This is a genomic window from Enterococcus sp. VV15 (genome assembly GCF_005236045.1).
GTDB classification, from domain to species: domain Bacteria; phylum Bacillota; class Bacilli; order Lactobacillales; family Enterococcaceae; genus Enterococcus_B; species Enterococcus_B durans.
This window is the reverse complement of the sequence record NZ_QPTY01000050.1, coordinates 1-12609: the sequence shown is the minus strand read 5'-3', so window position 1 is coordinate 12609 and position 12609 is coordinate 1. Positions and strand designations below refer to the sequence as shown.

The following is a 12609-nucleotide window of genomic DNA, read 5'->3' as shown; positions in this document are numbered from 1 at the left end:
TCGCGGGATGGAGCAGTCTGGTAGCTCGTCGGGCTCATAACCCGAAGGTCGTAGGTTCAAATCCTGCTCCCGCAATTAAAAACTAAAAACACTGGTTCCGTGGTGTAGGGGTTAACATGCCTGCCTGTCACGCAGGAGATCGCGGGTTCGATTCCCGTCGGAACCGTTTGGCTCGGTAGCTCAGTTGGTAGAGCAATGGATTGAAGCTCCATGTGTCGGCAGTTCGATTCTGTCCCGCGCCATACTGCGGGTGTAGTTTAGTGGTAAAACCACAGCCTTCCAAGCTGTTGTCGCGAGTTCGATTCTCGTCACCCGCTTTTAGTTTTTTTATGGGCCTATAGCTCAGCTGGTTAGAGCGCACGCCTGATAAGCGTGAGGTCGATGGTTCGAGTCCATTTAGGCCCATTAGTTTCATCCTGGCCCGTTGGTCAAGCGGTTAAGACACCGCCCTTTCACGGCGGTAACACGGGTTCGAATCCCGTACGGGTCATTAAAGATACTTTTTCAAGTATCTTTTTCTTTTTGTCCGAATGAATGATTTCAAAAGGCTTAGTAGAGTTATCTTACTGGATAGTTGTGCTAAGTCTTTTTAGGTCGTGTTGATTTGTTCTGATTGTTTGGAAGGATAAAGTGAGACGAGCAGAGTATAAAAGAAGACGCTAAATAAAATAATGTTGTTTTGAATTAAGTCGTAAAAGTGAGACGTTTCGGTATTGAGGACGAGACAAAAGTATTTCTTATTTTTGTCCCACGCTCGTTTTTTTGAAATTTCCGAAAAACCTGACTTTTGGACGTTATTTATTCGAGATTTTGTAGCAAACCTGAATTTTAGATTTGTCCTACACTCGTTGGTGTTCTTACTTTATAAAAGTAACAACATTAAATATTATAGAATCTAAAAGAAAATCAGGTGTTTTTCTATCTGGACTGTTTAGCCAGGAGCAGGCGCTTTTGTAAAAAAACTATTCCTATCATAAAAGTGATTTACAGCTATGGATTGAAGCACGCTGTGATTTCCAATAGTATCAAAGTTAGCAAGTAAGAAGCGTTTTATATGAAATGAAAATCATTTTTTTATTTAAAAGCGACAAAAAAACGAGCAGAAATCTACTTTATCTGCTATACTGGGTTCGTTGCAAGTTCCCGAGAGGATCCGTAGGATACGGAGATGCCTTGTAACCGAATTTAACTAGGGGGAATCACTTATGGGAGAAAGACATTTATTTACCTCAGAATCTGTTTCTGAAGGACATCCAGATAAAATTGCTGACCAAATCAGCGATGCCATCTTGGATGCAATCTTGGCACAAGACCCAACAGCACGAGTTGCATGTGAAACATCTGTAACGACTGGTCTTGTATTAGTATTTGGAGAAATTTCTACAACAGCTTATGTAGATATCCAAAAGGTTGTTCGCCAAACAATCAAGGAAATTGGTTATACACGTGCCAAATTCGGATTTGATGGAGATACGGTAGCTGTATTAGCTGCAATCGATGAACAATCTCCTGATATTGCTCAAGGTGTGGATGAAGCACTAGAAATCCGAGATGAAGATAAAAAAGACGTATTAGATGAAATCGGTGCAGGTGACCAAGGGTTGATGTTTGGTTTCGCAGTTGATGAAACACCAGAATTGATGCCTTTACCAATCGCATTGAGTCACCGTTTAGTCCGTCGCTTAGCAGATTTGCGTAAATCAAATGAATTGACTTATTTACGCCCAGATGCAAAATCACAAGTAACAGTAGAATATGATGATAATGGACAACCAGAACGTGTTGATACGATCGTTATTTCTACTCAACATGATGACGCAATCGATAATGAAACAATTCATCGTGATGTCATCGAAAAAGTAATAAAAGAAGTTATTCCAGCTGAATTACTAGATGATAAAACAAAATACTATATCAATCCTACTGGCCGTTTCGTGATTGGCGGACCTCAAGGTGATGCTGGTCTAACAGGCAGAAAAATCATCGTTGATACTTATGGTGGCTATGCACGTCATGGTGGGGGTGCCTTTTCTGGTAAAGATGCAACAAAAGTTGACCGTTCAGCAAGTTATGCCGCACGCTACATTGCTAAAAATATCGTAGCAGCTGGTCTTGCACATAAAGTAGAAGTTCAACTCGCTTATGCGATCGGTGTTGCACAACCTGTCTCTATTTCAATCAATACTTTTGGTACTTCTACAGTTCCAGAAGAAGACTTGATTGCAGCGGTTAGAGAAAACTTTGATCTACGACCAGCAGGTATCATCGAAATGCTTGACTTGCGTCGCCCAATCTACCGCCAAACAGCAGCTTATGGTCACTTTGGCCGTACAGATGTTGATCTGCCTTGGGAACATACTGACAAAGTAGATGCATTAAAAGCAAGTTTAGGTAAGTAGAGTTTTGTTGCTGGAATGATTACCTTTAGGGTGATTGTTCCAGTTTTTTTATGGTAAAAATCAGCTGTAAACTAGCGATTGCTTTTAGCTGGTATTTTCTGATAAGTCATTTAGCTTATTTTTTTTGGCTCAAAATGATTCTTGTAAAAGTAAAAAGGAGGAATAAGATGAAAAGAGAAACAAATGTCAAACTCGTAACGATCAGTGTGTTTATCGCGACTTTTATGACAGCAATCGAGGGAACGATCGTTACAACGGCGATTCCTACGATTGTAGGTTCACTTCATGGAATGGAAATCATGAACTGGGTATTTTCTATTTATTTACTGACAAATGCGATGCTGACACCTATCTATGGAAAGTTAGCTGACAAAATTGGACGTAAACCGATTTTTATTTTTGGTACGCTATTATTTATTATCGGTTCACTATTTTGCGGTCTTTCTCAAACAATGATTGGTTTGATTGTAGCACGAGCTGTTCAGGGAATGGGGGCAGGAGCGATGATGCCTGTTGCATTAACTATCATCGGTGATTTGTATTCAATCGAAAAAAGAGCAAAGGTATTAGGGCTCAACAGTTCAGCTTGGGGGATCGCTAGTGTGTTTGGTCCGTTAGCGGGTGGGTTTATTGTTGAAACGATCAGCTGGCACTGGATCTTTTTTATCAATGTTCCGATTGGGCTCTTATTGATGATCTTGATTTGGTTGTACTTGAATGAACCGAAAGTACAACATGAATCAAAACCAATGGATCTTTTTGGTAGTTTTAGTTTGATGGCGATGCTAGTTGCTTTGTTATTAGGATTCCAATTGTTGGGAGATCAAGGGTTTACACCTGTAGTAATCAGTCTGCTTGTAGGGAGTGTGGCTTTATTAGGACTGTTCATCTTTGCAGAAAAAAGAGCAAAAGACCCTGTTATCATGTTACATCTGTTTTCTAATCCGCTATTTGTAGTCGTGAATTTAGCTGCTGCTTTAGCTAGTGGATTTTTGATGGGAATCGATGTATATATCCCAATGTGGATGCAAGGGGTATTAGGATTGAATGCCGCAGTGGGCGGATTAGTATTGGCTCCACTTTCTCTTGTTTGGATGGTTGGTTCTTTCTTAGCAAGTAAATGGATGACACAAATGGCAACAAATTGGGTCTTACGGATCGGCTTGTTTATTGCGGCTGTCGGGGGTGCATGGCTTTGGTTGATGCCATTTCACAGTAATTTTCTATGGTTTTTTGCTATTTCAACAGTTATTGGTGTGGGCTTAGGGATAACGATGACGACCTCAACAGTTAGTGCGCAAAATAGTGTACCACGAGAACAGTTAGGTGTTGCTACATCATTTAATACGTTGGTTCGAACAATTGGTCAAACAGTAATGGTGGCGATATTTGGGTTATTGATCAACGGCATTACACAAAGCGAACTAGCATCAAGGAATCTGACGGATGATCCAGATATCATGAACAAGCTTGTTAATCCGCAAACAGCGAAAGAAATCGAAGCGGGATTGCTTACACCATTACGTGGAATATTGTATGATGGGTTACATCAAGTTTATTTTTTAGGATTGCTCTTAGTAGTACTTGCTTTTGCCTTAACGTTTTTTGTTCGAGATAAAAGTGATAGAATAAGAGAGTATTGAAATGAGACAGTGAAAGAACCATTGGCGTAAGGTAATCATGTAATTATATTGAAGAGATACATTCGCATAGGAAACAAGATTATATTCACAGCCTTAGAAAGGATGTTTCAACATGGCGTTTATTCAAGCAAATATTTATTCGAATGTCTTAGAGATGGAGGTCAATCTAAATGTGATCCTTCCGCAAAAAACAAAAAAAGTGATCGGTACGAGTTCAGAACAGGAAACAATGGATGTGCCAGTTTTATACCTTCTTCATGGAATGGTAGGAAATCACAGTGTCTGGGAACGAAGAACGTCGATAGAAAGATATGTAGCAGACCATGGCTTAGCAGTCATCATGCCTTCTACTGATCTTGGCTGGTACACAGATACGGCTTATGACATGAATTATTGGACATTTATAGCAGAAGAACTTCCTGAAATCTGTCATGAATTATTTCCACAGTTGACGACAAATAGAGAAAAAACGTATGCTGCTGGGTTATCAATGGGTGGTTACGGTGCATTGAAACTTGGCTTAGCAAAACCGGAAAATTTTGCTGCGATCATTTCACTATCTGGAGCAATCTCTGTTGGAAACCGTATGGATGATCTTTTAATGGTCCGTAAAGCAAAATTCTGGGAAGGCATTTTTGGTCCATTAGAACAAATCAAAGGTTCCGTTAATGATCCTCAGTATCTGTTGGAACAATTAGTCAAAAGCGGGAAACCTGCTCCTCGTATTTATCTAGCCTGTGGTGAGTCTGATTTTCTGTATCAAGTCAATCAAGAAATGGCAGATTCGATGAAGCAAAATGGCATTGGGGTCACATTTGAACATGGACCAGGAGACCACAATTGGATTTTCTGGGATCACTGGATTCAACGGGCACTGACTTGGCTTTTTGAAGAAGATAAAAATTAATTGAAATGACTGACTTCGGGTTGCCAAAGGCTTATTTTTTGCACCGTTTATGGTCAGTCGTTTTTTATCTTATAATTGAATTTGAGCGTTGAAAAATGAGAGTCTTGTGTAGTGAAGTGTTTACTTCGTTACACAGGGCTTTGTTTTTTGTAGTCATTTTGAATGAAAGATATCTATTTGTTTTCCTGATGATTTATGGTATATTCCTTTACGCAAACAATACAAAAAATAGAAATAATTTTATGAGGTGAATTTTTTGGAAGAAACGAAGTATTGTAAAGAGTCAATGGTGATCCAGACGCATCGGATTTTTCCTTTTGATCTGAACCCGTTTGGTTTTTTGTTTGGGGGAAAGTTGATGACGATGATCGATGATGCTGCATCAATTTCAGTGACGCGACATTGTCGAAGAGGAGCAGTTACGGCTTCTTTAGATAGCTTGAATTTTTTGAAACCATTACATGAAAATCATTCCGTATGTGTGGAATCCTATGTATCTGGTACGCACCATAAATCAATGGAAGTTTTCGTCAAAATTATTGGTGAGAATCTGACAACAGGCGAACGTTATCTTGCGGCTACGTGCTTCACTACCTTTGTCGCAGTTCCTTCTCATATGAATGAAGAAGTGGAATTTACTGTTCCTAAAGTCCTTCCCAGCAGTAAGGAAGAAGCAATGGTTTGTTCAGGGTATGAAAAAAGAAGAAGTCAGAGGTTACATGAGCGAGATGAGTATAAAGAATTTGCCAAGCGATTGTCGCTGGAGCTTCCTTGGAACGAGTCAGAAAAAGAAAGCTAGAGGTAGAAAAATTTTTCATTTGAATGAGAAAAACAATTGTATCTTTTAAAGGAGGAGAGACCCTTGGGCTTTTATCAGTCTTTACAGTTAGACCCGATTATTTTGAAACAAAAGATAAAAGAGGCGAAAACAAAGAAAGAAAAAAGAAGATGGCTGGCTTCATTAATCAGCCGTTCCTGCTTGATTGTGGCTTTTGCGGTCCTGATGATCTCTGTTGTCACGGCGATATTTGGTATAGAAGTAAAGGCGGAGGCTGTCGTATTCTTTTGTATGCTGTTAAGTCTGCGATTTGTTGATTTTGGTTACACTATCACGCATTCTATCTGGGGCTTAGCTGGCGTGATGGGTGCTTTTTTTATTTTACCTGAAATACAGTGGATTCCTTCGGCTATGCTTCGTTTAGTTGTGTATTTTGGACTGTTGACGATCATTTTGTTGGTAACTGCTAGTGAGCCGAAAATGGGAAATGCAGGATTATATGGATTTGCTTATATCTTTATTGTGTATTCTATCTGGGGAGAAAAATTCGACCCACAGCAATGGCTCAATCGAAGTATCCTGTTCCTTCTCTTTTTTGGGATATTTGCAGCGATATTATACAAAAAACATCGAGCAAAAAACAAAACGACTTCATTTTTAGCTGTATGGAGAAATGGAAAAAGACGACAACTAGTGTGGCTATTTGGTTATTCTCTAAGTATTTCTATTTTGATTATGCTAAGTCGCTATAGTTCTTTTCAGCGTTTCATGTGGATTGGGTTTGCTTTTTCTTCTTTATATTCCAGTTATGGATTTTTAGGAATCACTTTTAAAGAGCGGGCAATTGATCGAATCCTTGGAACTATATTAGGCAGCGCCTTGTTTATAGTCGCGAGTTCCTTGTTACCAAGCGGTTTACTGAGTCTTAGCGGCGGATTTATATTGGGCATCTGTTCGACTTATCGCTATAAGACGGTTTTCAACTGCTTTGGGGCATTGACTGTCGCAAGTAGTTTATTTGGATTAACAGAAGCAACAATGATGAGAGTAATAGATAACATGATTGGTGTGGGAGTGGCACTCTTATTCATCTGGCTTACTCAATGGTATAGTAAAAAAATGGAGTGGTACAAAAACAGAAGAAAACATTCGCTTCTTGAATGATAAAAAGAACCCTTGATAAAACGCAATACTTGAATGATTTCGAGCTGCGATTTTATCAAGGATTCTTTTTTAGTGAGTCAAAAAGTGTGGGAGAGGGATAATATAGCTTAACCTTTGAAGTTAACGTGTTTCAATCCTTCAATATATACAGAAATACTTGAAAGGAAAAGCTGTTTTTCACTTTCAGCGTGTTGATGTGCAGTGATACTGGCTTTTAGGCCAGTTAATTCATTTTCTTCGACATAATTTTTCATTGTCAGGATCGCGTTTTTTAGGGAAGGGTTGCCTGCAATGATTTTTTGACGAAGCTGTTGTTCATGTTGATGGTCCATCAGCTGGCCAATCAAAAGATTATGGAGAGAGGAAACGGCTTGCCGACTTTGGGTGACCGAAAAGCCCACTTGCATCAGGGTTTGGATCATCATTTCTAAATGTTCTAATCGACTAGAGTAGGCTGGAATGGTATTGATCTCAAGTTCAGCACCGCAAGGGAACGTAGTGTAAAGATCATAGTAATTTTCCATAAATTGAAAAAGTCGTTCTTCCCAAGATAACTGGATAGCAGGAATAACAAGCTGATTTTCCATGGATTCTGCCATTTTTTGCAGTAATTCTTGTTTATTTTTAAAGTACCAGTAAATTGCAGGTGCTTTGACATTTGCTTTAAACGCTAGATTACGCATGGATAATTTTGAAAGTTCCTGTGTTTCTGCCAGAATCGCAAAGGCAGTTTGGATAATTATTTCTTGAGAAAGCTTTGTTTCCAATTTAATCAACCTCTTGTATTGCATTATTTTTTTATACATGGTAAATTGTTAGTCGGTCTAATTTTACAGTGTTAAATAAGGCCTGTCAATTTTGAAAAAAGGGGTGTAACGACCAATGAACTTAATTTTAAGACATGCAAAAAAATATAAGAGTGCTGTCTTCATTTCATTGTTGTCTGTGGCTATCATGGTCGCTGCCACACTTTGGCAACCAAAACTGCTGCAGCAAGTACTTGAAGCAATCATTACAGAAGATAACGACGAAATGAAAACAATCGGGGTCTATTTGATCAGTTTGGCTTTGTTAGGTCTAGCGGCTGGGGTGACGAATACGATTTTTTCTGCAAAGGTTGCCCAAGGTGTCAGTGCAGACATCCGTGAAGAAGCTTTCCGAAAAATCCAAACCTTTTCATTTGGAAATATCGAACAATTTTCTGCAGGAAACTTGGTTGTACGTTTGACCAATGATATTACGCAGATTCAGAACTTAGTCATGATTTCGTTGCAATCATTATTTAGAATCCCATTTTTATTTATTGGGGCATTTATTCTAGCAATGTTGACTATGCCACAATTATGGTGGATTATCGTAGCGCTGATCGTGACAGTATTTTTGATCACGGCGTTATCCTTTACACGAATGGGAAAACATTTTATGATCATTCAAAAATTGATCGATAAAGTGAACAGTATCGCAAAAGAAAACCTCATGGGGATTCGAGTAGTGAAATCTTTCGTTCAAGAAGAAAACCAATTAAAGAAATTTAGTAAAGTAAGTGAAGACTTAACAAAACACAATATCATCGTAGGAACCTTATTTTCTGTGATGATTCCTTCGTTTATGTTAGCGGCCAATCTAGCAGTTGTTGGTGCAATTTTCTTTGTTAGTGATATAGCCAAAGATGATCCAACATTGATTGGTGGGATTGCTTCATTCATGAATTATCTGATGCAGATCATGATGGCGATCATCATTGGTGGAATGATGATGATGATGACGTCAAGAGCGGCAGTTTCCTTAAAACGAATCAAAGAAATTTTAGATACAGAACCAGATTTGACTTATCCAGATGTTCCAGAACAGGAATTGTCAGGCTCCGTTACGTTCGATCATGTATCTTTCCGCTATCCTGGGGACGATGAAGATACATTAAAAGATATCAGTTTTTCGATCCAAGCAGGGGAAATGGTTGGGATCGTTGGAGCAACAGGTGCAGGTAAATCGACTTTAGCACAGTTGATCCCAAGATTATTCGACCCAACAACAGGAAAAGTCGAAGTCGGTGGTGTCGATTTACGCCAAGTAAATGAAAAAAGCTTGCGCCATACCGTTGCATTTGTCCTACAAAAAGCTATTTTATTCTCTGGTACTATTGCACAAAACTTACGTCAAGGGAAGAAAGATGCTTCGGAAAAAGACATGGAGCATGCTTCTGGCATCGCTCAAGCCAAGGAATTTATCGAAAAACTGGCTGACCGCTACGAAGCACCAGTAGAAGAACGTAGCAGTAATTTCTCTGGTGGTCAGAAACAACGGTTGTCGATTACTCGTGGAGTGATCGGTGATCCTAAGATCTTGATCTTAGATGATAGTACAAGTGCGTTAGATGCACGTTCAGAAAAATTAGTGCGAGAAGCACTCAATAAAGAATTGAAAGATACAACAACCATCGTGATTGCGCAAAAAATTGCTTCGGTTGTGAAAGCAGATCGTATCTTGGTTTTAGATGAGGGTAGACTAGTCGGTGAAGGCACACATGAAGAATTAGCTGCAACAAACCGCGTCTATCAAGAGATTTTTGAAACTCAAAAAGGAACGGAGGAGTAACCATGACTGATTTGATCAAAGCAAGTAAGTTTTTCTATCATTATTTGAAACGTTATAAGGTCTCCTTTTTCTTTATCTTTGTTACAGTTATCATTGCGACGTATCTCCAGGTCAAAGCACCTCAGTATATTGGTGAAGCCTTCCAAGAATTAGCAAACTATATTGGTGCCTTGATGCAAGGGGTAGATGATAAAAGTAGTTTTCTTTCTATTATCTGGAAGCTGTTGATTTTCTATGTGTTGGCGAGTGCAGCGAATTTTATTTATAGTATCTTGTTTACACAAGTTGTTGGCAAGTCAACCAACCGCATGCGTATCGGGCTATTCAATAAGTTAGAAAAATTAACGATTCGCTTTTTTGACTCTCATCAAGATGGTGAAATTTTAAGTCGTTTTACCAGTGATTTGGATAACATCCAAAACAGTTTAAATCAAGCTTTGCTTCAAGTAATTACCAATATTGTGTTACTTTTTGGCATTTTGATCATGATGTTTCGTCAAAATGTCGAATTAGCATGGGCAACGATTGCGTCCACCCCAGTTGCTATTTTAATCGCAGTACTGGTTATTCGAAAAGCAAGAAAATACGTTGATCTACAACAAGATGAAGTCGGTAAACTGAATGGATATATGGATGAAAAAATCAGTGGACAGCGTGTGATCATCACCAATGGACTGCAAGAAGAAACGATTGACGGCTTTTTGGAACACAACGAAACTGTTCGAAAAGCAACATTCAAAGGACAAGCTTATTCTGGTTTACTCTTCCCGATGATGCAAGGAATGTCACTAGTGAATACTGCAATCGTCATTTTCTTTGGCGGTTGGTTAGCCTTGAATGGTGATCTGGAACGTTCAGTGGCTTTGGGATTAGTCGTCACATTTGTTCAATACTCCCAACAATATTACCAGCCATTGATGCAGATTTCTTCTGGTTACAGCATGATCCAATTAGCGATTACTGGAGCAAGAAGATTAAATGAAATGTTTACTGAAAAAGATGAAGTGAAACCAGAACATGGACAACCGTTTGACGGCATTAAGAAAGGGTTAGCGTTAAATCATGTAGATTTTGGTTACAGTCCTGATAAAATGGTGCTAAATGATGTATCGATCAATGTGAATAAAGGGGAAATGGTTGCCTTAGTGGGACCAACTGGTTCAGGTAAAACGACCATCATGAATTTACTCAATCGCTTTTACGATGTCAATAGCGGGTCAGTTATGATTGATGGGACGGATATCCGCGAATACGATCTAGATGCTTTACGTAAACATGTTGGGATCGTTTTACAAGAATCTGTCTTGTTCTCTGGAACGATTCGTGACAACATCGTGTTTGGAAAACCAGATGCGACAGATGAAGAGGTCATCAATGCAGCCCAACAAGCAAATATCCATGATTTCATCATGAATTTAGATAAAGGATATGAAACGGAAGTATCTGAAGAAAATAATCTATTTAGTACGGGGCAAAAACAGTTGATCAGTATTGCTCGGACAATCATCACAAATCCCGCTTTACTGATCTTAGATGAAGCAACTAGTAACGTAGATACTGTGACAGAAGCTAGAATCCAGAAAGCAATGGACGAAGCCATCAAAGGACGGACAAGTTTTGTGATCGCTCACCGTTTGAAGACGATTTTAAATGCTGATCGAATCGTTGTATTACGAGATGGTAAAGTTATTGAAGAAGGAAATCATCATCAGTTATTAGCAGAAGACGGTTTTTACGCAGAGTTATACCACAACCAATTTGTGTTTGAAAGTTAAATCAAAAGAACCTCGTCATTACGGGGTTCTTTTGATTTATTTTATATTGTTTATTTTCATAAGGGGCAGAAAAGGAGCAAATTAAACTTCTATTTTTTCTAATTTTTCTACTAGTTGGTCTTGCATGTTTTTGGTTGTATGGGTATAGATCTTCAATGTTGTTTTTGAATCTTCGTACCCTACACGATCCATAATAGCTTTTAATGGAATCCCTAGTTCTGTAAGTAGAGAAATGTGGGAGTGTCTTAACATATGAGAAGAAACTTTTTTATCTATGTTTAGTTTTTTCGATACTGTTCTTAAAGATTGATTGTATGCTTGAATAGATATCGGTTTCCCACTTTTAGAAATGAAAATATATTTATCTATATTATTCTTGATTAATTTATTCTCGTCTATTAATTGGTCTATGATTTCTTTAGCATTATTTGGCAATTCAATGGTTCTATAAGAATCTGTATTTTTAGTTGTTGTTTTAATTTTTAATTCATAATCATATGTTCCAGAAATCGTAATTTTGTTACCATCATAATCAGATTCTGTTAAAGATATTAATTCGCCATAACGTAGTCCAGTTAAAAATAAAAATTTAGTAATTAAAGAATAACGTGACTGTTGATGTGAACTTTTTTGTTTACTAGCAATCATTTGAACTTCTTCTTTTGATAAATAACCATCTTTTTCTTTTTTTATTTCTTCGTTTGTCTTAGGTTTTCTTACTAATGAAACCCTATTTACGGGATTATATTTTAATCCATATCGACGGTTGGCGAATTTAAAAATCATTCCTGTAAAAGTTTTTAAATGTATTACGTAATTATATGATAAATTTTTTTCAAAATAATAGTAATCTAGCATATCTTGTATTAGATTACTATTAACATTTTTTACAAGTACATCATCTTTTATATATTTTGAAATTAATGATAGATAAACCTGAGTTGTTCGATAGGAACTCTCTTTTACAGTTGGCTTGTATTTTTCATCCCATTTAATTTTTAATTCTCCAAAAGTTAATGGTAACTCTTCATTTCGTTTTATTTTTTCTGCGATTTTTTCATTCAAGAGTAAGGTTGCTTGATTCCAAGCTTGACGTGAACCGCTAGATAAAGTTGCGGATACTTTCTTTTCAGTTAAAGGATCTGTATAACGTTCGGTGTACTTAAATTTTTTGTCATTTATTTTTTCTACCCACATTATTTTTATTCCTTTCGAATATACGTTCCTATTAATTGTTAAAAGAAAAAGCCCGAAGGCTTTTCTTTAATCAGTTAAATGTTGTATTGCATAGTTAGCTTCTTCTGGAGTAAATTTTTCTCCAGCATCAGAAGTTAATTGATCTCTAATT

At 37.8% G+C, this 12609-nt stretch carries 10 protein-coding genes, 6 tRNA genes and 1 riboswitch; of the genes, 13 read left to right on the top strand and 3 right to left on the bottom strand.

All coding sequences use genetic code 11. The annotated features are described in order from the left end of the window. The first annotated feature begins 1 nt into the window (after window position 1). The 11 genes from DVW83_RS13410 to DVW83_RS13360 all read left to right on the top strand — a co-directional run bounded on the left by DVW83_RS13410 (window position 2) and on the right by DVW83_RS13360 (window position 6891). Window positions 2–75, top strand: a tRNA-Met gene (locus DVW83_RS13410). Window positions 76–93: 18 nt separating this feature from the next. Further along, window positions 94–166: transfer RNA gene (locus DVW83_RS13405), tRNA-Asp, on the top strand. 3 nt (window positions 167–169) lie between these two features. Next, window positions 170–242 (top strand) — tRNA-Phe (locus DVW83_RS13400). 4 nt (window positions 243–246) lie between these two features. Continuing rightward, a tRNA-Gly gene (locus DVW83_RS13395) sits at window positions 247–317 on the top strand. A gap of 14 nt (window positions 318–331) precedes the next feature. Then, a tRNA-Ile gene (locus tag DVW83_RS13390) sits at window positions 332–405 on the top strand. A gap of 13 nt (window positions 406–418) precedes the next feature. Continuing rightward, window positions 419–490: transfer RNA gene (locus DVW83_RS13385), tRNA-Glu, on the top strand. A 638-nt stretch (window positions 491–1128) separates the two neighbouring features. Next, a riboswitch (SMK box riboswitch) is annotated at window positions 1129–1208 on the top strand. Next, window positions 1206–2399: a methionine adenosyltransferase gene (gene metK / locus DVW83_RS13380; protein WP_005877990.1), complete on the top strand. Its 1194-nt coding sequence runs from the start codon at window positions 1206–1208 to the stop codon at window positions 2397–2399. (Overlaps the previous riboswitch by 3 nt.) A 167-nt stretch (window positions 2400–2566) precedes the next feature. Continuing rightward, on the top strand, window positions 2567–4042 hold the full coding sequence (locus DVW83_RS13375) for an MDR family MFS transporter (RefSeq protein WP_137239511.1): 1476 nt from the start codon (window positions 2567–2569) through the stop codon (window positions 4040–4042). Window positions 4043–4154: 112 nt separating this feature from the next. Further along, window positions 4155–4949 carry an alpha/beta hydrolase gene (locus DVW83_RS13370; protein ID WP_137239509.1) on the top strand — a complete coding sequence of 265 codons (795 nt, stop codon included), beginning with the start codon at window positions 4155–4157 and terminating at the stop codon, window positions 4947–4949. 256 nt (window positions 4950–5205) lie between these two features. Beyond that, window positions 5206–5748 (top strand): acyl-CoA thioesterase, encoded by a 543-nt coding sequence (locus DVW83_RS13365; RefSeq protein ID WP_104660823.1) that lies wholly within the window; start codon window positions 5206–5208, stop codon window positions 5746–5748. 63 nt (window positions 5749–5811) lie between these two features. Further along, complete coding sequence (locus tag DVW83_RS13360; RefSeq protein ID WP_104660822.1) at window positions 5812–6891, top strand: FUSC family protein; 1080 nt, start codon at window positions 5812–5814, stop codon at window positions 6889–6891. A 107-nt stretch (window positions 6892–6998) separates the two neighbouring features. Here DVW83_RS13360 and DVW83_RS13355 read toward each other — a convergent pair whose 3' ends face one another. Further along, entirely contained in the window at window positions 6999–7658 is a 660-nt protein-coding gene (locus DVW83_RS13355; protein WP_104660821.1) for a TetR family transcriptional regulator, read from the bottom strand. Between the two features lie 115 nt (window positions 7659–7773). Between DVW83_RS13355 and DVW83_RS13350 the strand changes: the two genes are divergently transcribed. Both DVW83_RS13350 and DVW83_RS13345 read left to right on the top strand, forming a co-directional pair. Then, entirely contained in the window at window positions 7774–9486 is a 1713-nt protein-coding gene (locus DVW83_RS13350) for an ABC transporter ATP-binding protein (RefSeq protein ID WP_104660820.1), read from the top strand. A 2-nt stretch (window positions 9487–9488) separates the two neighbouring features. Continuing rightward, entirely contained in the window at window positions 9489–11261 is a 1773-nt protein-coding gene (locus DVW83_RS13345) for an ABC transporter ATP-binding protein (protein WP_137239507.1), read from the top strand. A gap of 81 nt (window positions 11262–11342) precedes the next feature. On the opposite strand, the gene DVW83_RS13340 is transcribed toward DVW83_RS13345, so the two are convergent. After that, a complete protein-coding gene (locus DVW83_RS13340; RefSeq protein WP_104660818.1) occupies window positions 11343–12458 on the bottom strand; it encodes a tyrosine-type recombinase/integrase in 1116 nt (371 codons plus the stop codon). Between the two features lie 66 nt (window positions 12459–12524). Then, a partial coding sequence (locus DVW83_RS13335; protein ID WP_174784289.1) for an Ltp family lipoprotein occupies window positions 12525–12609 on the bottom strand: 85 nt, incomplete at its 5' end.

Excerpts from the sequence above, each read along its gene's own strand:
- DVW83_RS13370 (WP_137239509.1), top strand. The coding sequence starts at position 4,155 with ATGGCGTTTATTCAAGCAAATATTTATTCGAATGTCTTAGAGATGGAG.
- DVW83_RS13350 (WP_104660820.1), top strand. The coding sequence starts at position 7,774 with ATGAACTTAATTTTAAGACATGCAAAAAAATATAAGAGTGCTGTCTTC.
- DVW83_RS13345 (WP_137239507.1), top strand. The coding sequence starts at position 9,489 with ATGACTGATTTGATCAAAGCAAGTAAGTTTTTCTATCATTATTTGAAA.
- metK (WP_005877990.1), top strand. The coding sequence starts at position 1,206 with ATGGGAGAAAGACATTTATTTACCTCAGAATCTGTTTCTGAAGGACAT.
- DVW83_RS13375 (WP_137239511.1), top strand. The coding sequence starts at position 2,567 with ATGAAAAGAGAAACAAATGTCAAACTCGTAACGATCAGTGTGTTTATC.
- DVW83_RS13340 (WP_104660818.1), bottom strand. The coding sequence starts at position 12,458 with ATGTGGGTAGAAAAAATAAATGACAAAAAATTTAAGTACACCGAACGT.